This window comes from Candidatus Ishikawaella capsulata Mpkobe, assembly GCF_000828515.1.
GTDB classification, from domain to species: Bacteria; Pseudomonadota; Gammaproteobacteria; order Enterobacterales; family Enterobacteriaceae; genus Ishikawella; species Ishikawella capsulata.
Genome location: NZ_AP010872.1, coordinates 285,253 through 308,401, shown reverse-complemented (window position 1 = coordinate 308,401; position 23,149 = coordinate 285,253). Strand labels below are relative to the sequence as shown.

At 30.8% G+C, this 23,149-nt stretch carries 30 protein-coding genes and 1 pseudogene; 1 reads left to right on the top strand and 30 read right to left on the bottom strand.

Going from position 1 to position 23,149, the window contains the following annotated elements:
* Positions 1-4 precede the first annotated feature (4 nt).
* The 23 genes and pseudogenes from rpsN to ICMP_RS01210 form a co-directional block, all read right to left on the bottom strand.
* The gene (gene rpsN, locus ICMP_RS01320) at positions 5-310 is read right to left on the bottom strand and encodes a 30S ribosomal protein S14 (RefSeq protein WP_041069116.1); all 306 of its coding nucleotides are present in this window, start codon (positions 308-310) and stop codon (positions 5-7) included.
* A gap of 14 nt (positions 311-324) precedes the next feature.
* Positions 325-864, bottom strand: a complete 540-nt coding sequence (gene rplE, locus ICMP_RS01315; RefSeq protein WP_041069114.1) for a 50S ribosomal protein L5 — start codon at positions 862-864, stop codon at positions 325-327.
* Between the two features lies 1 nt (position 865).
* Positions 866-1,195: a 50S ribosomal protein L24 gene (gene rplX / locus ICMP_RS01310; protein WP_041069112.1), complete on the bottom strand. Its 330-nt coding sequence runs from the start codon at positions 1,193-1,195 to the stop codon at positions 866-868.
* An 11-nt stretch (positions 1,196-1,206) separates the two neighbouring features.
* The gene (rplN, locus tag ICMP_RS01305; RefSeq protein ID WP_041069110.1) at positions 1,207-1,575 is read right to left on the bottom strand and encodes a 50S ribosomal protein L14; all 369 of its coding nucleotides are present in this window, start codon (positions 1,573-1,575) and stop codon (positions 1,207-1,209) included.
* 77 nt (positions 1,576-1,652) lie between these two features.
* Positions 1,653-1,907, bottom strand: coding sequence for a 30S ribosomal protein S17 (rpsQ, locus tag ICMP_RS01300; RefSeq protein WP_041069108.1), 255 nt, complete (start codon positions 1,905-1,907; stop codon positions 1,653-1,655).
* 16 nt (positions 1,908-1,923) lie between these two features.
* A pseudogene (gene rpmC, locus ICMP_RS01295) lies at positions 1,924-2,103 on the bottom strand (50S ribosomal protein L29); the annotation flags it as partial.
* Complete coding sequence (rplP, locus tag ICMP_RS01290) at positions 2,103-2,513, bottom strand: 50S ribosomal protein L16 (RefSeq protein WP_041069106.1); 411 nt, start codon at positions 2,511-2,513, stop codon at positions 2,103-2,105. The gene rplP and the pseudogene rpmC, both read right to left, overlap by 1 nt.
* Positions 2,513-3,226 (bottom strand): 30S ribosomal protein S3, encoded by a 714-nt coding sequence (gene rpsC / locus ICMP_RS01285; RefSeq protein ID WP_041069103.1) that lies wholly within the window; start codon positions 3,224-3,226, stop codon positions 2,513-2,515. The genes rplP and rpsC overlap by 1 nt, the downstream gene beginning before the upstream one ends.
* A 17-nt stretch (positions 3,227-3,243) precedes the next feature.
* A complete protein-coding gene (gene rplV, locus ICMP_RS01280) occupies positions 3,244-3,576 on the bottom strand; it encodes a 50S ribosomal protein L22 (protein ID WP_041069100.1) in 333 nt (110 codons plus the stop codon).
* A gap of 15 nt (positions 3,577-3,591) precedes the next feature.
* On the bottom strand, positions 3,592-3,870 hold the full coding sequence (gene rpsS, locus ICMP_RS01275; protein WP_041069095.1) for a 30S ribosomal protein S19: 279 nt from the start codon (positions 3,868-3,870) through the stop codon (positions 3,592-3,594).
* A 19-nt stretch (positions 3,871-3,889) separates the two neighbouring features.
* Positions 3,890-4,711 carry a 50S ribosomal protein L2 gene (gene rplB, locus ICMP_RS01270; RefSeq protein WP_041069093.1) on the bottom strand — a complete coding sequence of 274 codons (822 nt, stop codon included), beginning with the start codon at positions 4,709-4,711 and terminating at the stop codon, positions 3,890-3,892.
* A gap of 16 nt (positions 4,712-4,727) precedes the next feature.
* Positions 4,728-5,036 carry a 50S ribosomal protein L23 gene (rplW, locus tag ICMP_RS01265; protein WP_041069090.1) on the bottom strand — a complete coding sequence of 103 codons (309 nt, stop codon included), beginning with the start codon at positions 5,034-5,036 and terminating at the stop codon, positions 4,728-4,730.
* Positions 5,033-5,638, bottom strand: coding sequence for a 50S ribosomal protein L4 (gene rplD / locus ICMP_RS01260; RefSeq protein WP_041069087.1), 606 nt, complete (start codon positions 5,636-5,638; stop codon positions 5,033-5,035). The genes rplW and rplD overlap by 4 nt, the downstream gene beginning before the upstream one ends.
* A gap of 9 nt (positions 5,639-5,647) precedes the next feature.
* Entirely contained in the window at positions 5,648-6,274 is a 627-nt protein-coding gene (gene rplC / locus ICMP_RS01255) for a 50S ribosomal protein L3 (protein WP_041069084.1), read from the bottom strand.
* 34 nt (positions 6,275-6,308) lie between these two features.
* Entirely contained in the window at positions 6,309-6,620 is a 312-nt protein-coding gene (gene rpsJ / locus ICMP_RS01250; protein WP_041069081.1) for a 30S ribosomal protein S10, read from the bottom strand.
* A 230-nt stretch (positions 6,621-6,850) separates the two neighbouring features.
* Positions 6,851-8,035, bottom strand: a complete 1,185-nt coding sequence (tuf, locus tag ICMP_RS01245; protein WP_041069078.1) for an elongation factor Tu — start codon at positions 8,033-8,035, stop codon at positions 6,851-6,853.
* A 51-nt stretch (positions 8,036-8,086) separates the two neighbouring features.
* The gene (gene fusA, locus ICMP_RS01240; RefSeq protein ID WP_041069075.1) at positions 8,087-10,192 is read right to left on the bottom strand and encodes an elongation factor G; all 2,106 of its coding nucleotides are present in this window, start codon (positions 10,190-10,192) and stop codon (positions 8,087-8,089) included.
* Positions 10,193-10,271: 79 nt separating this feature from the next.
* Positions 10,272-10,742, bottom strand: coding sequence for a 30S ribosomal protein S7 (gene rpsG / locus ICMP_RS01235; RefSeq protein ID WP_041069072.1), 471 nt, complete (start codon positions 10,740-10,742; stop codon positions 10,272-10,274).
* A gap of 61 nt (positions 10,743-10,803) precedes the next feature.
* Positions 10,804-11,178 (bottom strand): 30S ribosomal protein S12, encoded by a 375-nt coding sequence (gene rpsL / locus ICMP_RS01230; RefSeq protein ID WP_041069069.1) that lies wholly within the window; start codon positions 11,176-11,178, stop codon positions 10,804-10,806.
* A gap of 113 nt (positions 11,179-11,291) precedes the next feature.
* A complete protein-coding gene (tusB, locus tag ICMP_RS01225) occupies positions 11,292-11,579 on the bottom strand; it encodes a sulfurtransferase complex subunit TusB (RefSeq protein WP_041069067.1) in 288 nt (95 codons plus the stop codon).
* A gap of 10 nt (positions 11,580-11,589) precedes the next feature.
* Complete coding sequence (gene tusC / locus ICMP_RS01220) at positions 11,590-11,949, bottom strand: sulfurtransferase complex subunit TusC (RefSeq protein WP_041069065.1); 360 nt, start codon at positions 11,947-11,949, stop codon at positions 11,590-11,592.
* The gene (gene tusD, locus ICMP_RS01215; RefSeq protein WP_041069063.1) at positions 11,946-12,326 is read right to left on the bottom strand and encodes a sulfurtransferase complex subunit TusD; all 381 of its coding nucleotides are present in this window, start codon (positions 12,324-12,326) and stop codon (positions 11,946-11,948) included. The genes tusC and tusD overlap by 4 nt, the downstream gene beginning before the upstream one ends.
* Before the next feature lie 265 nt (positions 12,327-12,591).
* The gene (locus tag ICMP_RS01210; protein ID WP_041069061.1) at positions 12,592-13,161 is read right to left on the bottom strand and encodes an anthranilate synthase component II; all 570 of its coding nucleotides are present in this window, start codon (positions 13,159-13,161) and stop codon (positions 12,592-12,594) included.
* A 187-nt stretch (positions 13,162-13,348) separates the two neighbouring features.
* On the opposite strand from ICMP_RS01210, the gene tsgA reads away from it, so the two are divergent.
* Positions 13,349-14,530: an MFS transporter TsgA gene (gene tsgA, locus ICMP_RS01205; protein WP_041069058.1), complete on the top strand. Its 1,182-nt coding sequence runs from the start codon at positions 13,349-13,351 to the stop codon at positions 14,528-14,530.
* 77 nt (positions 14,531-14,607) lie between these two features.
* Here tsgA and phrB read toward each other — a convergent pair whose 3' ends face one another.
* The 7 genes from phrB to tgt all read right to left on the bottom strand — a co-directional run bounded on the left by phrB (position 14,608) and on the right by tgt (position 22,932).
* Entirely contained in the window at positions 14,608-16,041 is a 1,434-nt protein-coding gene (gene phrB / locus ICMP_RS01200) for a deoxyribodipyrimidine photo-lyase (RefSeq protein ID WP_041069054.1), read from the bottom strand.
* A gap of 347 nt (positions 16,042-16,388) precedes the next feature.
* Positions 16,389-16,808: a transcription antitermination factor NusB gene (gene nusB, locus ICMP_RS01195; RefSeq protein ID WP_041069051.1), complete on the bottom strand. Its 420-nt coding sequence runs from the start codon at positions 16,806-16,808 to the stop codon at positions 16,389-16,391.
* A 23-nt stretch (positions 16,809-16,831) separates the two neighbouring features.
* Positions 16,832-17,296, bottom strand: coding sequence for a 6,7-dimethyl-8-ribityllumazine synthase (gene ribH, locus ICMP_RS01190; RefSeq protein WP_041069048.1), 465 nt, complete (start codon positions 17,294-17,296; stop codon positions 16,832-16,834).
* A 49-nt stretch (positions 17,297-17,345) separates the two neighbouring features.
* Positions 17,346-18,461 carry a bifunctional diaminohydroxyphosphoribosylaminopyrimidine deaminase/5-amino-6-(5-phosphoribosylamino)uracil reductase RibD gene (ribD, locus tag ICMP_RS01185; protein WP_041069045.1) on the bottom strand — a complete coding sequence of 372 codons (1,116 nt, stop codon included), beginning with the start codon at positions 18,459-18,461 and terminating at the stop codon, positions 17,346-17,348.
* A gap of 186 nt (positions 18,462-18,647) precedes the next feature.
* Positions 18,648-19,556 (bottom strand): protein translocase subunit SecF, encoded by a 909-nt coding sequence (secF, locus tag ICMP_RS01180; RefSeq protein ID WP_052456850.1) that lies wholly within the window; start codon positions 19,554-19,556, stop codon positions 18,648-18,650.
* Between the two features lie 67 nt (positions 19,557-19,623).
* Positions 19,624-21,471 (bottom strand): protein translocase subunit SecD, encoded by a 1,848-nt coding sequence (gene secD / locus ICMP_RS01175; RefSeq protein ID WP_041069042.1) that lies wholly within the window; start codon positions 21,469-21,471, stop codon positions 19,624-19,626.
* Positions 21,472-21,795: 324 nt separating this feature from the next.
* Positions 21,796-22,932, bottom strand: a complete 1,137-nt coding sequence (tgt, locus tag ICMP_RS01170; protein ID WP_041069039.1) for a tRNA guanosine(34) transglycosylase Tgt — start codon at positions 22,930-22,932, stop codon at positions 21,796-21,798.
* Positions 22,933-23,149: the final 217 nt, after the last annotated feature.

The window sequence follows — 23,149 nt, the reverse complement described above, 5'->3', positions numbered from 1 at the left end:
AATATTACCAACTTGCTTTTTTTAGACCAGGTATTTCTCCGCGCATAACTGCTTCACGAAGCTTCATCCGACTTAAACCAAATTTTCTTAAAAATCCATGAGGTCGGCCAGTCTGACGACAACGATTACGTTGACGTATAGGACTGGAATCTCGTGGTAATTTTTGCAATTTTAATACTGCATCCCAACGTTTTTCATCAGAAACGCTTTGATCAACAATAAGCTTTTTTATTTTAGTGCGTATTTTAAAAAACTTATTTGCTAATCTTATACGCTTTACTTCACGTGCCTTCATAGATTGTTTAGCCATATATTTATTCCTTTTTATCTACGAAATGGAAAATTCAATGCAGTTAATAATGCACGCCCTTCTACATCAGATAATGCTGTAGTAGTAATAGTAATATCTAATCCACGTATACAGTCCACTTTATCGTACTCAATCTCTGGAAAAATAATTTGTTCATGTACACCCATACTATAATTACCCATACCATCAAAAGATTTAGGAGAGAGGCCTCTAAAATCGCGTATGCGAGGCACCGCAATCATAATTAAACGATCTAAAAATTCCCACATTCGTTCACTACGTAAAGTAACTTTACATCCAATAGGATAACCTTTCCGTATTTTAAAACTAGCAATTGATTTATGCGCTGTCGTAATTATAGGTTTTTGACCAGAAATGCTTGCTAAATCTGCCATTGCATTATTCAATAGTTTTTTATCATTAATTGCCTTACCAACACCCATATTCAAAGTAATTTTTTTTAATCTCGGTACTTGCATTACACAATGATAGCAAAGTTCCTGCATTAGTTTCGGAACAACTATACTTTTATAATATTCATGGAGTCTTGCCATTTTATTGCTTCATCTTGTTATTTATAGTTTTATTATTAGATTTAAAAAAACGTACCTTTTTTCCATCTTCAAATCTAAAACCTATTCGATCCGCTTTACCGGTTTCTACATTAAAAACAGCAATATTAGAAATATGAATAGCTCCTTCCTTTTTATAAATACCCCCCGGCTGATTAGTAGATGGAACTGGTTTTTGATGTTTTTTTACCCAGTTAATACCTTCTACAATAACCATATTAGAAGCTAAAATATTTGTAACTTTACCACATTTACCTTTATCGTTACCAACAAGCACGATGACATAGTCATTTCGACGTATTTTTGCTGCCATTTGTGTACCTCTCAAAGTACTTCTGGTGCTAAAGAAATAATTTTCATAAATTTATCTGTCCGTAATTCACGAGTAACTGAACCAAAAATACGTGTTCCAATTGGTTGAAGAGTGTTGTTTAAAACAACACATGCATTATTATCAAAACGAATAACGGAACCATCTAAACGACGAATTCCTTTTTTACTACGGACAACTACAGCTTTAAGGACATCTCCTTTTTTTACCTTACCCCTTGGAATAGCTTCTTTTATAGCCACCTTAATAATATCACCAATTTTTGCATAACGACGTTTAGAACCGCCCAACACTTTTATACATTGTACAGTACGTGCACCTGAATTATCTGCTACATTTAATACAGTTTGTTCTTGAATCATAATCATTCTCCATATAATTAGACATAATGATAGTGTATCATTATTTTTTTAAAGTGAAAAATATTGTATGATAATTATCAAAAAACCTTTTGTTCGACAACTCGGACTAAAGTCCAAGATTTTTTCTTAGAGAGAGGACGACATTGTTTAATTTCAATTAAATCACCAATTCTACAAATGTTTTTTTCATCATGAATATGTAATTTAGTTGTACGTTTGATATATTTTCCGTATATTGGATGTTTTACTAAACGCTTAACAGTAATAACCGCAGATTTTTCCATTTTATTACTTATTACGCGACCTTGTAGCAGACTGCTTTGATCCGTCATTAGATTTACCTCTATTTTTTTTAATCACTAAAGTTTTGATACGAGCTATATGACGCGAAATTTGTTTCCACTTATGACTAGGGATTTTTTTAGTAGATACTGACTGCATACGTAGATTAAATTGTTCACGGAGTAAATCAATAGCTTCTTTTCTAAGATCTTTTACATTTTTTTTACGGAGCTCATTTATTTTCATTACATCACCATTTTAGTTACGAATGTAGTTTTAATAGATAATTTCGCAGCTGCTAACTTAAATGCTCTACGCGCTATTTCTTCAGATACACTATCCATCTCATATAATATCTTACCTGGCTTAATCATTGCTACCCAATATTCGACATTACCTTTTCCTTTTCCCATCCTTACTTCTAGAGGTTTTTGAGTAATTGGTTTGTCAGGAAATATACGGATCCAAATCTTACCCTGACGTTTAATTGCACGCGTCAGAGTTCGACGAGCTGATTCAATTTGTTTAGAAGTTAGACGACCTCTATCAATTGCTTTTAATCCAAAGGTACCGAAACTTATTTCCGTACCAGATGCTAAACCTCTATTACGACCTTTTTGCATTTTACGAAATTTAGTACGCTTTGGTTGTAGCATTATCTACTCCTCTTACTTAAATTACGAGTTTTACGTGATGTTTTTTTATGAGATTTATTCTCAACGTAATTAGCATTTGCTATGCCACCTAAAATTTCTCCCTTGAAAATCCAAACTTTGACACCTATTACACCATATGTTGTATGTGCTTCTGAGATATTATAATCAATATCTGCACGTAATGTATGTAAAGGAACACGTCCTTCTCTATACCATTCCGATCTTGCGATTTCAGTACCTCCTAATCTACCACTGACTTCAACTTTAATTCCTTTTGCTCCCATGCGCATAGCATTTTGGACGGCCCTTTTCATTGCACGACGAAAAATTATTCTGCGTTCTAATTGAGAACATATACTATCACTAACTAATTTCGCATCTAATTCTGGATGACTAACCTCAGATATATTAATTTGAGTTGGCACTCCAGCAATTTTAGAAACCATTAAGCGTAATTCTTCTATATCTTCTCCTTTTTTGCCAATAACAATACCTGGTCTTGCTGTGTGAATGGTAACTTTTATGCTTTTAGCAGGACGTTCTATTATAATTTTCGATATAGCGGCTTTAGCTAAACTTTTCATAAGGAATTGACGCACCTTATAATCATTTTCTAAAACATCTGCAAATTCTTTTTTATTAGCAAACCACGTAGAATTCCATGACTTAACAATTCCTAATCTAATACCATTAGGATGTACTTTCTGCCCCATTAATAATCTCCAATATTTCAATGATCTGAAACAATTATGGTAATATGACTAGTGCGTTTTAAAATACTATTTGCCCTACCTTTTGCTCTAGGCATCATACGTTTCATAGTAGCTCCATTATCAACATACACTTTTGATACTTTCAGATGATCAATATCAGCTCCATCATTGTGTTCAGCATTAGCAATAGCAGATTCTAAAACCTTTTTAACTAATATAGCTGCTTTTTTATTAGTATAAGTTAAAACGTTTAAAGCTTGTGATACTGTTTTACCTCGTATTAAATTTGTTACTAGACGCACCTTTTGAGGTGAAGAGCATGCATGACGATGCTGCGCAATTGTTTCCATCTTATTTCCTCCCAGTTATTTCGGTTTAACCTTTTTATCAGGGTTATGACTCCGATAGGTACGTGTTGGAGCAAATTCACCTAATTTATGACCAACCATTTCGTCAGAAATAAAAACAGGCACATGTTGACGACCATTATGGATAGCAATAGTTAAGCCAATCATCTTTGGAAATATTGTTGAACGACGTGACCAAGTACGCAAGGGTTTTTTATCACCATTTTCTACTGCTTTTTCTACTTTTTTTAATAAATGTTGATCAATAAAAGGACCCTTTCTAATAGAACGTGGCATTTGACTTACCTCATAATTTTTATTTACTGCGAGGATGTATAATAAATTTATCAGTACGTTTATTTTTGCGCGTTTTTTTTCCTTTAGTTTGAACGCCCCAAGGAGTAACTGGATGTTTTCCAAAATTACGTCCTTCACCACCACCATGTGGATGATCAATTGGATTCATTGCAGTACCACGAACAGTAGGTCGAATACCACGCCAACGTTTTGCTCCAGCTTTACCTAAAGTGCGTAGCATATGATCAGCATTACCAACGACGCCTATTGTTGCACGACAAGTGGCTTCTAACTTACGTATTTCACTAGAGCGTAAACGTATAGTAACAGAAGATCCTTCTCTTGCAACAATTTGTCCATAAGCTCCAGCGGAACGAGCTATCTGTCCTCCTTTACCTGGTTTTATTTCTATATTATGTACAGTGGATCCTAGGGGAATATTAAACATAGGTAATGTATTACCTATTTTGATTTGAGCATTAACTCCAGATATGATCTCATCGCCTATTTTTAAACCTTTTGGAGCTAAAATATAACTTTTTTTTCCATCTTTATATACAATTAGAGCAATATTAGCAGAACGATTAGGATCGTATTCAAAATGTTTAACTATTGCAGGAATATTATCTTTATTTCTCTTAAAATCTATTAAACGATAAGCTTTTTTATGACCACCACCGATATGACGAGTAGTGATACGACCTTGATTATTTCTGCCTCCAGATTTATTTTTTTTTGTTATTAAACAACTCACTGGTTTGCCTTTGTGTAACTCTGGATTAACTACCTTAATGACATGACGACGTCCTGAAGATGTAGGATTACATTTAATTATTGGCATAGTATTTTCCTCCAGTCTATTCACATGTGCCGACGAAGTTCAAAACTTCACCTTTTTTTAGAGTTATATAAGCTTTTTTCCAATTACTGCAACGACCTATTCTTTTTTTATAATGTTTAATTTTACCTTTTACTATAAATGTATTAACATGTAACACTTTTACTTTAAATAATGCCTCAACTGCATTAAAGATTTCTATCTTGGTCGCATCTTTTCTTACTTTTAGAGCAAGTGTATTAGTTTTTTCCGTAAGAATAGATACTTTTTCAGATATATGAGGAACACGTAATATTTTTAAAAAACGTTCTTCATTAACATAGATCATGTTAGCATTTCCTCTATTTGTCTAATTACACTAACACTTACTAGAACATTCTTAAACGCCATTAAGATTATTGGATTTATATTCACCGTTCTAATCACTTCTACTTTATATATATTACGAGCAGCAAAATATAAATTTGTCTCTATTTCTTTGCTAATAATTAGTACCTCATCTAATAGCATCTCTTTTAATTTATTTAATAAAGTCTTTGTTTTTGGTTGTTCTATAAAAAATTGTTCTACTACTATTAAACGTTTTTGGCGGATTAATTCAGAAAAAATACTTTTTAATGCACTACGGTACATTTTTTTATTAATTTTTTTGTTATACTTATGATATTTTGCAGCAAATGTTACTCCTCCAGAACGCCATAGAGGACTCTGAATTGATCCTGCACGAGCACGTCCAGTACCCTTTTGACGCCATGGTTTTTTATTAGAACCTGAAACTTCTGCACGATTTTTTTGTGCTTTTGTACCTTGCCTCGCGTTTGTAGAGTAAGCCATTATAACCTGATGTACTAAAGATTTATTAAAATCACAATCAAATATCTTACGGGAAACAGTTAACGAATTTTTCCCATCTTGTAATACTAATTCCATGACTTACCCCTAATTCTTAATGGCTGGCTTAACAATTAAGTTACAACCAATTACACCGGGAACAGAGCCTTTAACTAAAATGAAATTACGCTCTATATCGATTTGTATTACTTCCAAACTTTGAATAGTTACCCTTTCATTACCTAACTGACCTGCCATTTTTTTACCTTTAAAAACCTTTCCCGGAGTTTGATTTTGACCAATAGACCCTGGTACCCTATGAGATAAAGAATTACCATGTGTTGAATCTTGAGTACTAAAGTTCCATCTTTTAACTGTACCTGCAAAACCTTTTCCTTTAGATATACCCGTAATATCGACTTTTTTTATTTTACTAAAAATATTAATATTGATACTTTGTCCAATAGAATATTTTACACTATCAGTCCGAAATTCCCATAATCCCTGTCCTGCTTCAACTCCAGCTTTAGCAAAGTGACCTGCTTGAGCTTTATTTATGTGACTCGCTTTTTTTAAACCTGTAGTCACTTGAATAGATTCATACCCATTTTTTTTCAAATTTTTAATTTGAGTAATACGGTTTTCTTTAATTTCTATTACGGTAACAGGAATAGAAATTCCTTCATTGTTAAATATATGAGTCATACCAACTTTTTTACCAACTAAACCAATCATAATTTGATCTCTCAATTACTAGTAAAGTATGTGATTAACCTAAACTGATTTGTACATCGACACCTGCCGCTAAATCAAGACGCATCAGAGCATCTACTGTTTTTTCAGTAGGTTCTACAATATCTATGAGACGTTTATGAGTACGTAACTCATATTGATCACGAGCATCTTTATTAGCATGTGGTGAAATTAGAATAGTAAAACGTTCTATACGAGTAGGTAATGGAATTGGACCTCTTACCTGTGCTCCTGTACTTTTGGCAGTTTCTACTATTTCTAACGTTGAACGATCAATCAAACGATGATCAAAAGCCTTTAAACGAATACGTATTCTTTGGTTTGACATAATAGCTCTCAATTTTATAGGTAAAATATATGTTTTTTATGGTATTCATAAGAGATTAATCAAATAATTAAGTATGATTTTTATACGCAAATAGCTAAATTACCAATATAGACGATAAGAAATATTTCTATAAATATTCCTAATAATTTGATTTTTATATCAAAACAATCTTAATTATATTACTTGTACAAGTATACAATATAAATTATATAGTACAACCTATATTATACTTAAGCAATAATTTTAGAAACAACACCTGCTCCTACAGTGCGACCACCTTCACGGATCGCGAAATGTAATCCCTCATCCATAGCAATTGGATTAATAAGAGTAACAACTATTTTAATATTATCTCCCGGCATCACCATTTCAATCCCTTCTGGAAGCTCAATTGAACCTGTTACATCTGTAGTTCTAAAATAAAATTGAGGTCTATAACCTTTAAAAAAGGGTGTATGACGTCCACCTTCTTCTTTGGAAAGAACATAAACTTCTGATTCAAATTTTGTATGTGGTTTAATAGAACCTGGTTTAGCTAATACTTGACCTCGTTCAATGTCTTCTCTTCTAACCCCCCGCAGTAAGATACCTACATTCTCTCCTGCTTGTCCTTGATCAAGCAGTTTACGAAACATTTCCACTCCTGTACAAGTAGATTTTACAGTATCTTTTATACCTACTATTTCAACTTCATCACCTACTTTAATAATGCCACGCTCCACACGACCTGTAACTACAGTACCACGACCTGATATTGAAAAAACATCTTCAATAGGCAATAAGAAAGGTTTTTCAATTGCTCTTAGAGGATCTGGAATGTAAGTGTCTAAGTAATTAGCTAATTCAAGTATTTTTTCTTCCCATTCTAAATTACCTTCTAAAGCTTTCAAAGCAGAACCCCGTATAATTGGAGCTGTATCTCCAGGGAAATCATACTGTGATAATAAATCACGCACCTCCATTTCCACTAACTCCAGTAATTCCTCATCATCTACTAAATCACATTTATTTAAATAGACTATAATATGAGGTACACCTACTTGTCTTGCTAGTAATATATGTTCGCGGGTTTGCGGCATTGGACCATCAGTTGCAGCAACAACTAATATAGCACCATCCATTTGTGCTGCACCAGTAATCATATTTTTTACATAATCAGCGTGTCCTGGGCAATCAACATGAGCATAATGACGAATAGATGTTTCATATTCTACATGAGAAGTATTAATAGTGATACCACGAGCTTTTTCTTCAGGGGTGTTATCAATTTGATCAAATGCACGCGCCTGTCCACCAAATTTTTTGGATAGAACAGTTGTTATTGCTGCAGTTAATGTGGTTTTACCGTGATCTACATGTCCTATAGTACCCACATTTACATGCAGTTTCTTACGTTTAAATTGCTCTTTTGCCATTATGATAGTCCTCAACGCTTAATTATACTAATGAAATATTTTTATAAATCTTTATTTACCACGATTCTCGATAACAATTTGAGCTATATTATTAGGAGCTTCTGAATATTTTATAAATTCCATAGAATAAGATGCACGTCCTTGCGTTTGAGAACGCAAATCTGTTGCATAACCAAACATTTCTGATAATGGTACTTTAGCTCGTATGGTTATATTATTAGCTGTATTATCCATACCTTCAATTATCCCCCGGCGACGATTAAGATCACCTATAACATCTCCTAGATTTTCTTCGGGAGTTTCTACTTCAACTTTCATAATAGGCTCTAGTAAAACCGGTTTGGCTTTTTTAAAAGCTTCTTTAAACGCTAAAGATGCAGCTACTTTGAAGGCTAATTCTGATGAATCTACATCATGATAAGAACCAAAGTGTAAACGTATCCCTAAATTTACTACCGGATAACCTGCTAATGGTCCTGATTTCATTTGTTCTTGTATACCTTTATCAATAGCTGGAATATATTCTCCAGGAATAATACCACCTTTTATATCATTTATAAACTCATATCCTTTACTTCCTGGTGTAAGAGGATAGATATCAATTACTACATGACCATATTGACCTCTACCACCTGATTGCCTTATATATTTTCCTTCAATATTTTCTACTTTCTGAAGTATAGTTTCCCGATAAGCAACCTGTGGTTTACCCAAATTGGCCTCAACATTAAATTCCCGTTTCATACGATCAACAATAATATCTAAATGTAATTCTCCCATGCCGGAAATGATAGTTTGATTAGATTCTTTATCAGTCCATACACGAAATGATGGATCTTCTTTTGCTAATCTATTTAGAGCTACACTCATTTTTTCTTGATCTATTTTAGTTTTTGGTTCTACAGCAATAGATATAACTGGTTCAGGGAATTCCATATGTTCTAAAATAATAGGATGATGTGGATCACATAGCGTATCACCTGTAATAACATCTTTGAGTCCTATTACCGCAGCAATATCTCCCGCACGTACTTCTTTGATTTCTTCTCTTTTATTAGCATGCATTTGTACTATACGACCAAACCTTTCACGCTGAGATTTTATAGAATTTAATACAGTATCTCCACAACTAACTACTCCTGAATAAACACGAAAAAAAGTTAAATTACCAACAAATGGATCATTTGCAATTTTAAAAGCTAAAGCAGAAAATGGTTGTTTATCATCAGAATAACGCTGTGCTGGAGTCTTGTTATCATCCAAAACACCTTTAATTGCTGGTATATCTGTAGGAGCTGGCAAATATTCAATTATAGCATCTAGCATTGCCTGTACTCCTTTATTTTTAAAAGCAGAACCACAAGTTATCAAAAGAATTTCATTCTTTAATACACGCTCTCGTAAACCTTTTTTAATTTCTAATTCGGTTAGTTCTTCACCATTAAGATACTTTTCCATAAGTTCTTCGGAAGATTCTGCTGCTGATTCTATTAAATTTTGCCGCCATTTATCCGCTAAATTTAATAGTTCTGTAGGTATTGTTGCATAAGAAAAGCTAATTCCTTGATCTAAATCATTCCACTGTATGGCTTTCATTTTGATTAAGTCAATAATACCGCTAAAATTAGCTTCTGCTCCAATAGCTAATTGGAGTGGTACGGGATTTGCTCCTAAACGTTTTTTAAGTTGATCAACTACTTTTAAAAAATTTGCTCCTATACGATCCATTTTATTGATAAATGCAATACGTGGAACTTTATATTTACTAGCTTGACGCCATACTGTTTCAGATTGAGGTTGCACACCACCCACCGCACAATAAATCATTACTGCACCATCAAGAATACGCATGGAACGTTCTACTTCAATAGTAAAATCAACGTGTCCTGGGGTATCAATGATATTAATGCGATGAGGTTCGAATTGATTAGCCATTCCTGACCAAAAAGTAGTAGTAGCTGCAGACGTAATGGTAATACCACGTTCTTGTTCTTGAGCCATCCAATCCATAGTGGCCGCTCCATCATGAACTTCACCAATTTTATGATTCACACCAGTATAAAAAAGAATACGTTCAGTAGTAGTAGTTTTACCAGCATCTATGTGGGCACTTATACCAATATTGCGGTAATGGATTATAGGTGTTGTACGAGCCATTTAATTCCTCAGATTATCAAATACCTAAAGTAAATATATTTACATGATCACTTCTATTTTAATATCATAAATTTATGGATTACCAGCGATAATGAGCAAAAGCTTTATTAGCTTCTGCTGTACGATGTACATCCTCACGTTTTTTTACTGCATTGCCTTTATTACTATTAGCTTCATAAAGTTCGTTTGCTAATCGTAATGACATAGATTTATCACCACGTTTTCTCGCAGCTTCCACAATCCAACGCATAGCTAATGTATTACGGCGTATTAAACGTACTTCCACTGGTACTTGATAAGTGGAACCTCCAACACGGCGAGATTTTACTTCAACAGAAGGTTGTACATTCTCAATGGCTTTTTCAAAAGCTTCTAATGGTGGTTTTTCCAAACGTTTAGCTAGTATATCCAATGCTTGATAAACTATTAGTTCAGAAATTGATTTTTTTCCACTTACCATAAGTATATTAATAAATTTAGCTAATAACTTAGATTCAAATTTAGGGTCTGGTAAAATTTTACGTTGACCAACGATATGACGACGTGGCATATTTATAAATGCTCCATTATTTTTACTAATTTCTGGAATATTTAATTTTTAAAAATAAAAATTAAGATTTGGGTTTTTTCACTCCATATTTCGAACGCCCTTTTTTGCGGTCTTTGACACCCGAACAATCAAGTGCTCCACGAATAGTATGATAGCGTACACCTGGTAGATCTTTAACTCGACCTCCGCGAATAAGTACAACAGAATGTTCTTGTAAATTGTGTCCTTCTCCTCCTATATAAGAAGTTACTTCTACACCATTTGTTAAACGAACACGACATACTTTACGTAATGCTGAATTGGGTTTTTTAGGAGTAGTTGTATATACACGAGTGCATACACCTCGTTTTTGAGGACATGCGGTTAAAGCTGAAACATTGCTTTTTATCATTTTACGTACTCGAGATTTGCGAACTAACTGATTAATTGTTGACATTGAAATATCTCCTGATTATGCTATATAATTTTTAATAAATAATACTCAGTAGTTAATCTAGGGACATATAAATTTCTGATTTGTAAAAATATGTCAATATTAAGTATCTTGAATTACCAAGCTATTTGTTGACTATGTTTCATAGTTAATTTAACGAAACCAGTATAGTCTAATAAATGAAAATTTACTGATATTTTTTTCGATAAACCCCGTGCTTCTAAATCTTCTTGTAACACCCAAATAGTTGTTGGGATAGAAAGAAGCTTTTTTTGCATAATACTGTCTTTTATTGCTCCAATAACCCCATCTTGAAATAATACAAAATCATCATCATAATTAACCATTCTAATGATTGTATCAAGATCGCTATACCAAGGAGAATTCATTAAAGTATGTAACATAAAAATTTTTTCAAAAAGTAATAATGGTACTAAATGTATGTAAAATTAATCGTATTTTTTTTGATGGTATAATTTCCACGCTGAGGATTCTTGGTTCATGAATTTGTAATCCTCTTTCCTTGACAGATTCATAACAGGCATAGTAATGCTTAACATCATAAAGCGGTAATATACCAAAAGACACTATATAATTACGAGCCAGTATTTTTTCAGGTTTTTGGAAACATACTAATTGTAAAACTCCATCTCCTATAAAAAATAAAGCAATTTTTTTTACAAAATTAGCTGATGCTAATACTAAATCAAGACCTTCTCTACCTGAACTACTACCATGAGGAGCATGCGTAAAAACAAAAGCAATATCGTTCAAAATTGTATCAATCTATCACAATGAATGATTGCCTCAGTTAAATCACTAATTCCAGTAAGTTCAAAACCGCCTTGTAAATTACTAATGTGACATGGTGTGTTACCGCGCATATCAACAATACCTCGCCTCAATGCTGCAGATATACATATTTGTAATTTTACAGAAAATGTATTATGTAAATATTGCCATTCCCTCACCATATCATATTCATCACTAGCGGGTGTAATAAATTTATTAGCATTTAAAACTCCTTCACGGTAAAAAAAAATATTTTTTAGGTCCTGTTTTAATTCTATTAACTTCTTTGCAAACAATAAGGCGCTACTAGCTTGTTGTGAGCCATAAGCGGGTCCTGTAACTAATAATGTATAACGCATTATTCTACTTATTTAAGTGATAGAGATCATATTTTACATTTCTAATTTTAATTGTATAGCCGTCTCAATAATTTACTAAAGTCATACATATGATATATCTATAGCGCCCATTATAGGCATTCTATTATAGAGCAACAAATTTAATTTATAATTATATCATGAATAAATATCTTAAAGCAAGATTAAGATCTATAAATTTCATTATATTTGTTATGATTTATATTTATCAATAAAAACATTTAATAATCATAAATCATATGAAGCATTATTTAAGAAAATTTTTAAATAATTGATGTCCTTGTTCACTTAATATACTTTCTGGATGAAACTGTATGCCTTCTATAGCTAGTGTTTTATGGCGAATGCCCATAATTTCACATACTTCATTAGTTTTACTCCATGCGGTTAATTCAAAACAATCAGGTAATGAATTAAAATCTATGATTAATGAATTATATCGTGTCACAGTTAATGGATTATTTAAATTATAGAAAACACCGGTGTTATTGTGTGTCACACTAGAAGTCTTACCATGCATCATGTAACTTGAACATATAATACGTGCACCATAGGCTTGCGCAATTACTTGATGTCCTAAGCAAATACCTAAAATAGGTAAACGTCCTGCAAAATAATGAATAGCAGCTAGTGAAATACCTGAAGAATCAGGATTTCCAGGACCTGGTGAAATTACTAAATAATCTATAGATAATTTCTCTATTTCTTCTAAAGAAATAGCATTGTTACGAACTACATTAACTTTTTCTCCCAATTCACAAAAATATTGATAAATGTTCCAAGTAAAAGAGTCATAATTATCAATAAGTAATAACATTAATATTCCCTTAAATAAACCTAATTTATTATCAAATAATTATTTGATAATTACATTGTTTGAAGAATTAGTGATTTTATGATACTATCAATTTCTTTTTATTTAAATGATATTTATTTGTATAATAATAAAATACTTCTATAATAATTACATATAAATATTATTTATTTTTAATTGGGTTATCACAATGACTAATTTTAATCGCATATGTCTGACTTGGATTAGTTGGCTTTCTTATGCTTTAACGGGTGCATTAGTAATAGTTACTGGGATGTTAATAAAGAATATAGCACAATATTTTGCATTACCTATCTCAAATATTAGTTTCATCTTTACTTTTCTTAATGCAGGTATTTTAATAGCAATTTTTTTAAATGCCTGGCTCATGGAAATTATTCCCCTAAAAAGCCAACTAATTTTTGGTTTTTTTCTTATGATATTGGCATTAACTGGATTAATCAAATATCATAATTTGATGGTATTTTCAGTTTGTATGCTCATCCTAGGAATAATTAGTGGAATTACTATGTCTATAGGGACATACTTAATTACACATCTTTATCACGGAAAACAGCGTGGGCCGAGGTTACTGTTTACTGATTCATTTTTTAGTATGTCAGGTGTACTTTTTCCCATCATTACAGGGAAATTTTTAATTCATAATATCTCATGGTATTGGGTTTACTGTACTATTGGAATAATTTATATATCAATTTTTTTATTATCTCTTATTATTGAATTTCCAGTTATACATAAAATAACGGAAATCGGTAATATGAAAAAAGAAAAATGGGGTATAGGGGTTTTTATACTTTCCATATCTGCACTTTGTTATATACTTGGTCAGTTATCATTTATCTCTTGGATACCAACATATGCTACTGAAAATATGAAAATGAATATATTATATGCTGGTAAATTAGTAGGAAATTTCTGGTTGTCTTATATGTTTGGTATGTGGTTTTTTAGTTTTTTATTGAAGTTTTGTGATTTGCATCGTGTTCTTGTAGTATTAACTGGTCTTTCCACGTTCATTATGCGGTGGTGTATTAGTACTAATTCAACTAATATGTTACTCTGGTTAATGGTTACTCTAGGTTTTAGTTCTAGTGCCATCTATACTCTAATTATTACTCTTGGATCATTACAAACCAAACAGCCATCTCCAAAGTTAATCAACTGTATTTTGACTTGTGGAACAGTGGGTACTATGTTAACTTTTATTGTTACCAGTCCAATTGTAGCTAAATCAGGAATACATAATGCTTTAATTACATCTAATATTCTTTATTTAATAGTATTTATTATGTGTTTACTAATGGGCTATTTTACAAAACATCGTCAAAATGAGAAAATCTGTTTTGAATAATAAGATATTAAATAAAATAAATATTTATATTATATTTTTTTGAAGTCTAAAAGTGATATTTACTTGATAAATAGTTTTTATGTTGAAAAGATTCTTTTTGAACATTTTTTAGCTTTTTTAAAAGCCATTAACATCTTTTGACGAGCTTCATTATGATCTATAATAGGTAAGGGATAGTCTATTTTATACTTACTATGTTGTGCCCAATCATGTGGATTATGTATATACTTTGATGGGACTTCATTAAGTTCAGGTAACCATTTACGTATAAAATCTCCATTAGGATCAATTTTTTTACCTTGAGTAGTAGGATTAAAACTTCTAAAATAAGGCCATGAATTGTTTCCTGTAGAAGAAATCCATTGCCAGTTTCCATTATTTAATGCTAAATTACCATCTAATAAATGTAACATAAAATACTTTTCACCTATTCGCCAATCAATTAATAGATCTTTTACTAAAAAGCTTGCAGTAATCATTCGAATACGATTATGCATCCATCCGGTAGAATTTAATTGACGCATTCCAGCATCAATAATCGGATAACCAGTATATCCGTTTTGCCAGGCTATTAAATGTTCTTCATCAGTGTTCCAAACAATATTATTAGTCCAATCAATATAAGGTTTACCCATACATAAAAAAGGATATTTAGCTAACGTATGATTATAGAATTCTCGCCAAATTAATTGATTAAACCAACTAACAGCTATATTATTTTCTAATAAATTAGGATAGTGATTCAATAATGTATTTAAACATTGTCTGGGTGAAATAATACCGACTGCTAAATATGGAGATAAGTAGCTAGTACTATATAAACTAGGTAAATTTGTTTGAGTAGCATAAGATGTTATTTTAGTTGAACAGAAAATCTCTAACAGATTTAATGCAGATTCTTCTCCCAATGGAAATTCTTGAGAACTTTCGTTAAATGGATAATCAAATTTAGGAATCGGTTTCACTGTAATAGTATTACGGTAATATCTTTGAGGTGATGGTAGAGAAAAAACATTTGATTTTTTTAACGTATTTATAACCTTTTTACGAAAAGGAGTGTATATCTTATACATTTCAGAATTATTATTTAATATACTACCTGGTTCTAATAATGTGTAATCATGAAAACTCTTACAAACTACATGACCCATTAAAATTTTTTTTAATTTTTGATCTCTTTTATGTTCATTTATTTCATATTGACAATTATAAAAAAGTTCCTTTACTTGTTCTTTATTACAATAATATTTTAACCATATAATTGCATCCTCAAAATAATTACATTCATGATAAACAAAAGGAATTCCACATTGAGCCAATGATTGTTGTACTTTGATCAAATTTTTATAGATAAAGGTGGATTGATAGGCAGACATATGGTGTTTTTGCCATTGTTTAGGTGTAGCAATAAATACTACTCGCACTTCGCTTATTAAATCGCTACATGCTGCATATAAAGCTTTATTATCTCTAATACGTAGGTCATTACGTAACCAAACGATACGAATCATGTGTAATTAATATTATTTTTAACTAAATTAAACTTTGGCATTCCATATCTAAATATATCATATATATGATAACTGCAGTAATATCATCTGACATGATATCATATTTTTATATACTAAATCAATTGGTACCGGTTTACATATATCTAGTATTCTAAATAAAAATATAAAATGTACTGCTAACCAATTATTGGCATACCTTTTAAAATAACATTTATACTGATAAATTCTTCCTATATAATACTGTTATGATGATCTATGTTGATATTTCGGGAAGTTACATGATAAATTTATTTATTAATATAATATATAGCATCTTATTTAATAAGACCTATTATTACAAAGATAATTTAATATTTCTTATATCTAAGAAAAAAAGCTACTTTATCTAATATGCTATTAACAAATTTATAACTGTCTTTAGCGGCAAATGTTTTTGCTAATTCAATACCTTCATTGATAACCACTCTATATGGTATATCTCTTCGAGAATTTAATTCAAATAAAGATAGACGTAAAATAGCTTTTTCAATTTGACCTACATGTTTTAGCTGACGTGATAAATAAGGTTTCATGAGATTATCTAAATCATTTCTATTACTTATAACTCCAACTAACAATTCTTTAAAATAATTTATATCAATATCTGATGTATTATTTTCGCTTAAAAAATGATCTTCTATCTCACCAATATTATTATTTGATAACTGCCAGGAGTATATTGCTTGAACAGCCAATTCTCTTGCATTATGACGAGCCGAAATTTTCACAACATCCCTCTTATTTGTTGAATTTAGAGAGCTTTTAATATATTAATCATTTCAAGTATGGTTAAAGCAGCTTCCGCCCCTTTATTTCCTGCTTTACTTCCTGCTCTTTCAATTGCTTGTTCTATATTATCAGTAGTTAATATACCAAATGCTATAGGCATATAACTATTAATAGTTACATCGCTGATTCCTTTACTAACTTCACTAGCTAGATGCTCAAAATGAGCAGTGCTTCCACGCATTATTGTTCCTAAAGCAATAATACCGTCATATTTATTAGATTTGCTTAATACATTAGCTATTAAAGGTAACTCATATGCTCCAGGAACCCATATAACTGTAATATTTGAATCTCTTACTTGACCGACACGTTGCAATACATCTAATGCTCCATCAAGTAGACTATTGTTAATAAAATGGTTGAATCTAGCAATAATAATAGCAACATTAGCATCAGGTGCAAGAATATTAGCTTTAATAACTTTCATATTTATCTCTCAAAAGTGTTGTTTAAAGTGTTGGATTATAATAATATTTTTAATCATTATCAGGTAATAAAGTTAAACGTATATCTTTTCCCAATTGACTCATATCAGTAAATTTGAACTTAAAAGCATCTTTTAATTCAGTTAAATGATTTAATTCACATAATCCACGAGCTGTAGTACCTAATATTTTAGGTGCTATATAAATTATTATTTCATCTACAGCATGAGCTTTAATAAAAGAACCACTTAACTTTGCTCCGGCTTCAACCAAAATATCATTAATTTCAAGATTTCCCAATATGTTTATAAGTGATGTAATATCTATTTTTCCATCTTTTAATGGTGCAATTATTTGTTTAACTTTATTATGCCATTTATTATTATCAAATATATGGCGAATTAACCAAGTTTCTCCTGGTTGATTAATTATATGATGTTCCGGTGTAACTAGATTTTTACTATCTATTATAATTCGTGTAGGTTGTCTTAATGTGGATTCTGAAAGGAATTTTTTATTTTCCTCATCTAATTCTTTCCATCGTACTGTTAAAGAAGGATTATCTGTTTGAATGGTCATACCACTACTCAGTAGTGCAGAACTTTCAGCGCGCATTACTTGTACATCACGACGAGAGGTTACAGAAGTAATCCATTTGCTTTCTCCAGTTTGCATAGCTGTCCTACCATCAATAGACATAGCTAATTTTAATCGGATAAATGGAAGACCAGTCTTCATTCTCTTAATAAAACCACGATTAAGCATTTTTGCTTGATTTATCATCAATCCCTGTTTAACTTCAATACCCGCTTGTTTAAGAAGATGAAAGCCACGACCATTTACGCGTGGATTAGGATCTGTCATAGCAGCTACAACACGTTTTATACCCGCATTAATCAATGCATTACAACAGGGTGGAACTTTACCAAAATGACTACATGGTTCTAAAGTAACATATACTGTAGCTCCTTCAGCTTGTTTATTTACGGTTATTTTTTTTAAGGCATTTATTTCTGCGTGATCTTCTCCAGCTCTTTGATGCCAACCTTCACCAATAATATGATTGTTTTTCACAATTACACACCCCACATTGGGATTTGGTGAAGTAGTAAAACGACCGCGTTTAGCTAACTCTAAAGCTCTTGACATATATACTTCATCTAACATGTTTTAATCCTAAATAGTTTCAGTTCTTCCTTTCTTGAGTTTATGAAATCTATTATAAATATAAAGCTATTAATATTATGCCATGATTAACGCCTAAAATATTTTATATATTATCAAAAAAAAGCATCAAAAATGCGATTTTAATATAATGAATTATTTTAATTTATTTTTTAAATTATCTCATATTTAAAAATATATAAAAGGATAATCGTTGTCTTGTTTTTTGGTTTTATTTACGACCGAACATTCATGCTTCAGTCCCAAAATTAATGCTATAGATGATGCTACACAAATAGAAGATAATGTACCAATTGAAATACCAATCAACATAATTAATGCAAATCCTTGTAATAATTCTCCTCCTAAAACTAACAAAATTAAGATCACAACCAAATTGGTAAAAGAGGTTATAAGAGTACGCTCAGAAACTTGGGTTAATGAAATATTTATTATTTCATAAGGAGTAGTACAACATATTCTCCTAAAGTTCTCTCTGATACGATCGGATACTACAATACTATCATTAAGAGAATATCCTATGATTGACATCAAAGATGCTATAATAGTTAAATCTATTTCTAGATGAAAGTACGAAACAATACCTAATGTTATAATTATATCATGTATAAGTGATAATACTACTCCCATAGCTAAATGCCATTCAAAGCGTATTCCAACATATATCAAAATACAAAATAATGCTATTAGCAAAGCTGCTATTCCTGATTGTGATATATCTGGACCGATACTAGGCCCAATCAACTCTATACGTTTTATGTAAGTTCTTTGAGAAGTAACTTTATTAATTATAGATAATATTTTATTGCCTATTTCTTCTTCTGAATAGTTATTATGATTTGATAAATTTAGGATGATATCTAGATATCCGATTTTTTTTAATTTATATGTTGTAAATTCAGAATTTATAAACACTTTCCGTAATAATGACAAATCAACTGGTTTTTCTAATTGAATTTCTATCACTGTACCGCCAGTGAAATCCATACTTAAATTAAATCCTTTTTTATATATACTGATTATTGAAAATATAAGTAATAAGATAGACAATATTAGAGATATTTTATTCCAACGCATGAAATCATAAGCTACAAAGCAATGTGGGTATTTTTTTCTCTTATCTGGCAGTACCACTTGTATTCCTTTATATTGAAATTTTACTAATCTTTTTTCTCCCATAAATTGCATTAACAATAGCACGAGTACCTATTATTGAAGTAAATACTGATGTTAATATTCCAATTATAGTTGTAATCGCAAAACCTTTTATACATCCATTTCCTACTGAATAAAGAATAACATTAGTAAGCAAATTTGTAATATTTGCATCGATTATGCTAGAAGATGCTCCTTTATAACCCCAATGAATAGCTTGTTGGATAGATTTTTTAATGGTAAATTCTTCTTTGATTCTCTCATTTATAAGAACATTTGCATCCACTGCTACAGCGGTTGTTAACACAATACCAGCAATACCAGGCATAGTTAAAGTAGCTCCAGGTATTAAAGACATGATGCTAACTATCATGATAAAATTAATAATTAAAGATATACTCACAATAATTCCAAATGTTTTATAATAAATAACCATAAAGATCATAGGGATAATTAATCCCAAACAACAAGCTTTTAATCCTTTTATGATATTTTGCTTGCCCATTGTAGGACCTATGATGCGTTCTTCCACAATTTTTATTGGAGCACTTAAAGTTCCTGCTCGAAGCAATAGAGAAAGTTGTCGTGCTTCATATATATTTTTTATACCTGTAATACAAAAATTTCTACCTAAAATTGACTGAATTCTAGCAATATTAATGATTGTTTCGTTTTTTTGTAAAATTTCTTCATGATTACTATCATTTTTAGAACTATCTAAATATTCTACAAATAAAGTAGCAATTAATTTTCCTATATTATTTTTACTAAAATTCTGTAAAATTTTTCCACCTGTGCTATCTAATGAGATATTGACTTGCGGTTGATTATACAGATCTTTAGAAACAGTCGCATCAGTAATGTGATCTCCAGTAAGTATCACTTGTTTATTTAATAAAAGATAATTTCCATCTGACGTTTTTTTGATTTCTGAATTAAAAGGTATATTATGATTCCTAATCAAAAAAGGAGAAATATCATTATTCACCAAATGAAATTCTAAAGTTGCTGTAGTACCAATAATCTCTTTTGCTCTAGCTGTATCTTGAATACCAGGTAATTCAACTGCTATAAAGTCATTACCTTGTTTTTGTACTAGGGATTCTCTAATACCAAGTTTATTAATTCTGTTTCGCAAAACATCAACGTTTTGTTGAATGATTTTTTCTTTAATTTTATTTAATGTATTATTATTCAATATTAAGTACAAGATATTATTATTAGATTTAATTATAAGTTCTGGATGAAGCTTAATAATATTATTAATAATATTATTATCAATTTTTCCTTGATTGAAAACAATCATATTTCCTGTTTTTTTAAACTTAGAAATACTTAGATAAGTAATTTCTTTTTCCATTAGTTCATTTTTTAGAATCTCACCGCGTTGTTCTTGCAACTTATCTAATATATTATCCATATCTATTTTAATTAAGAAATGAATTCCACCACGTAAATCTAGTCCCATTTTCATAGGTCGCGCAGCTAATTTAGCTAACCATGCTGGAATACAAGATGCTAAGTTTAAAGCAACTGTATAATTGTTAGCAATATTACTACTTGAAATAGTTTCATGTGCAGATAATTGACTATCTGTATTTGTAAAACGTATTAAAATATGATTTTTAGTCAATACTAAAGATTTTGTGTTTATTTTCTTTTGCTTAAGAAGAGAATGAATTTCTTCCATTTGTTGTGTATTTACAATATTACTATACTTACCAGTAATTTGTATAGCGGGATCTTCACCATAAAGATTAGGAATGGCATATATTATGCTAAATATTAATAATATAATTAATACTAAATACTTCCATAGAGGATAACGATTTAACACAATAGGGCCTATATATAAATTATGAATATTTCATAGTACCTGTAGGTAAAATACATTTTATACAATCGCGCTTAATCATAAGTTTAGTAGTATAGTAATTAATTGTTATGAGAATATCATTCTATTTTATTTGAATAATTTGTCCAAATAATCCACCAGCGGTAAGAATTTCATCTACTTACCATAGATTCTCTCAATCTTTTGCGAAATATAAAGAATCATAAAATAAAAATAATATTAACATGAATATTATTTAATATGGTATACCTGGATAATGATCTAAATTGTTAGATGTGGCAATCGATATCTTATATATATAAAATATCATGTTCGTTCTCTTATTAATAAGGAAGGAGCTACTTTTCCTATTTTTTGATAAAATTCATTAACAAATATTTCTAGTTGATGATTACTTATCATTTCACGTAAATTATCCATTAATCTTTGGTAGTATCTTAAATTATGAAGGATATTTAGACGTGCCCCTAATATTTCATTACATTTATCAAGATGATGTAAATAGGATTTACTATAATTACTACAAGTATAGCAATCACATTCTTCATCTAATGGTGAAGTATCATATTTATATTTAGAGTTTCGTATTTTAATGATTCCGTTACTTACAAATAAATGACCATTGCGAGCATTACGTGTTGGCAATACACAGTCAAACAAGTCAATACCTAAACGAACACTTTCAACTATATCTTCCGGTTTACCAACCCCCATTAAGTAACGTGGTTGATTGAAAGGAATTTGTCCACATACATGTTTTAAAATTTCATATAATTCTTGTTTTGTCTCACCAACTGCAAGACCACCTATAGCATAACCATCAAATCCTAAATTCATTAAACCTTTTATCGATATATCTCGCAAATCTTTGTATATACCTCCCTGAATAATTCCAAATAGTGCATTAGTATTTTCTAACGAGTAGAATCTTTCGTAACATCGCTCAGCCCAACAAAGTGACATTTCAACAGAAAATTTAGCATAATCCCATTCGGCGGGATAAGATATACATTCATCGAAAATCATGACAATATCCGAACCTAGAGTATGTTGAATATCTATTGACTTTTCCGGAGTCAAAAAAATAGGATTACCATTTATTGGGTTTCGAAAATATACCCCTTGTTTAGTTACTTTTCGTATTTTACTCAAACTAAACACCTGAAAACCACCTGAATCAGTTAAAATAGGTTTTTGCCAATTCATGAAGTTATGAAGATTACCATGTGTCTGTATGATCTTTTCTCCTGGACGAAGCCAAAGATGAAAAGCATTTGCCAGAATAAATTGGGCTCCACTTTTTATTATCTCTTCAGAAGTAATACTTTTTACAGTGCCGTATGTACCCACTGGGGCAAAAGCAGGAGTATCTATGATACCTCTATTAATAATTATCTGTCCACACCTAGCATATCCATCAGTAGCTTTCAATTCGAATTTCACATTTCCCTCATTAATCATGATCAATTATAATTGTAAAAATTGATATAAATACAAAATCTTCATTTAAGATGTTACAAATTAAATTTATAACATCTGATATATCCAGAATTTTTCTTTTTTAAAAGATCTTTTATAGATATATAATCTATATATGTTATATCCAACACTTATATTACATGTAATTTTATCTAATGATTAGCTGAATGAATAGATTCTA

What these genes read in the sequence shown, in the direction of transcription:
- ribH (WP_041069048.1), bottom strand. Translation starts at nt 17,296, where the DNA reads ATGAAAGTTATTAAAGCTAATATTCTTGCACCTGATGCTAATGTTGCT.
- rplB (WP_041069093.1), bottom strand. Translation starts at nt 4,711, where the DNA reads ATGCCAATAATTAAATGTAATCCTACATCTTCAGGACGTCGTCATGTC.
- ICMP_RS01210 (WP_041069061.1), bottom strand. Translation starts at nt 13,161, where the DNA reads ATGTTATTACTTATTGATAATTATGACTCTTTTACTTGGAACATTTAT.
- rpsQ (WP_041069108.1), bottom strand. Translation starts at nt 1,907, where the DNA reads ATGACGGATCAAAGCAGTCTGCTACAAGGTCGCGTAATAAGTAATAAA.
- rpsN (WP_041069116.1), bottom strand. Translation starts at nt 310, where the DNA reads ATGGCTAAACAATCTATGAAGGCACGTGAAGTAAAGCGTATAAGATTA.
- rplE (WP_041069114.1), bottom strand. Translation starts at nt 864, where the DNA reads ATGGCAAGACTCCATGAATATTATAAAAGTATAGTTGTTCCGAAACTA.
- rplD (WP_041069087.1), bottom strand. Translation starts at nt 5,638, where the DNA reads ATGGAATTAGTATTACAAGATGGGAAAAATTCGTTAACTGTTTCCCGT.
- rplN (WP_041069110.1), bottom strand. Translation starts at nt 1,575, where the DNA reads ATGATTCAAGAACAAACTGTATTAAATGTAGCAGATAATTCAGGTGCA.
- rplV (WP_041069100.1), bottom strand. Translation starts at nt 3,576, where the DNA reads ATGGAAACAATTGCGCAGCATCGTCATGCATGCTCTTCACCTCAAAAG.
- tusB (WP_041069067.1), bottom strand. Translation starts at nt 11,579, where the DNA reads ATGTTACATACTTTAATGAATTCTCCTTGGTATAGCGATCTTGATACA.
- tusD (WP_041069063.1), bottom strand. Translation starts at nt 12,326, where the DNA reads ATGCGTTATACATTATTAGTTACAGGACCCGCTTATGGCTCACAACAA.
- tuf (WP_041069078.1), bottom strand. Translation starts at nt 8,035, where the DNA reads ATGGCAAAAGAGCAATTTAAACGTAAGAAACTGCATGTAAATGTGGGT.
- rpsJ (WP_041069081.1), bottom strand. Translation starts at nt 6,620, where the DNA reads ATGTCAAACCAAAGAATACGTATTCGTTTAAAGGCTTTTGATCATCGT.
- rpsG (WP_041069072.1), bottom strand. Translation starts at nt 10,742, where the DNA reads ATGCCACGTCGTCATATCGTTGGTCAACGTAAAATTTTACCAGACCCT.
- phrB (WP_041069054.1), bottom strand. Translation starts at nt 16,041, where the DNA reads ATGATTCGTATCGTTTGGTTACGTAATGACCTACGTATTAGAGATAAT.
- rpsS (WP_041069095.1), bottom strand. Translation starts at nt 3,870, where the DNA reads ATGCCACGTTCTATTAGAAAGGGTCCTTTTATTGATCAACATTTATTA.
- rpsC (WP_041069103.1), bottom strand. Translation starts at nt 3,226, where the DNA reads ATGGGGCAGAAAGTACATCCTAATGGTATTAGATTAGGAATTGTTAAG.
- rplW (WP_041069090.1), bottom strand. Translation starts at nt 5,036, where the DNA reads ATGATCTATGTTAATGAAGAACGTTTTTTAAAAATATTACGTGTTCCT.
- rplX (WP_041069112.1), bottom strand. Translation starts at nt 1,195, where the DNA reads ATGGCAGCAAAAATACGTCGAAATGACTATGTCATCGTGCTTGTTGGT.
- secF (WP_052456850.1), bottom strand. Translation starts at nt 19,556, where the DNA reads ATGCGTTGGAATAAAATATCTCTAATATTGTCTATCTTATTACTTATA.
- rplP (WP_041069106.1), bottom strand. Translation starts at nt 2,513, where the DNA reads ATGCTACAACCAAAGCGTACTAAATTTCGTAAAATGCAAAAAGGTCGT.
- rplC (WP_041069084.1), bottom strand. Translation starts at nt 6,274, where the DNA reads ATGATTGGTTTAGTTGGTAAAAAAGTTGGTATGACTCATATATTTAAC.
- ribD (WP_041069045.1), bottom strand. Translation starts at nt 18,461, where the DNA reads ATGTTAGATGAAGTATATATGTCAAGAGCTTTAGAGTTAGCTAAACGC.
- tsgA (WP_041069058.1), top strand. Translation starts at nt 13,349, where the DNA reads ATGACTAATTTTAATCGCATATGTCTGACTTGGATTAGTTGGCTTTCT.
- rpsL (WP_041069069.1), bottom strand. Translation starts at nt 11,178, where the DNA reads ATGTCAACAATTAATCAGTTAGTTCGCAAATCTCGAGTACGTAAAATG.
- fusA (WP_041069075.1), bottom strand. Translation starts at nt 10,192, where the DNA reads ATGGCTCGTACAACACCTATAATCCATTACCGCAATATTGGTATAAGT.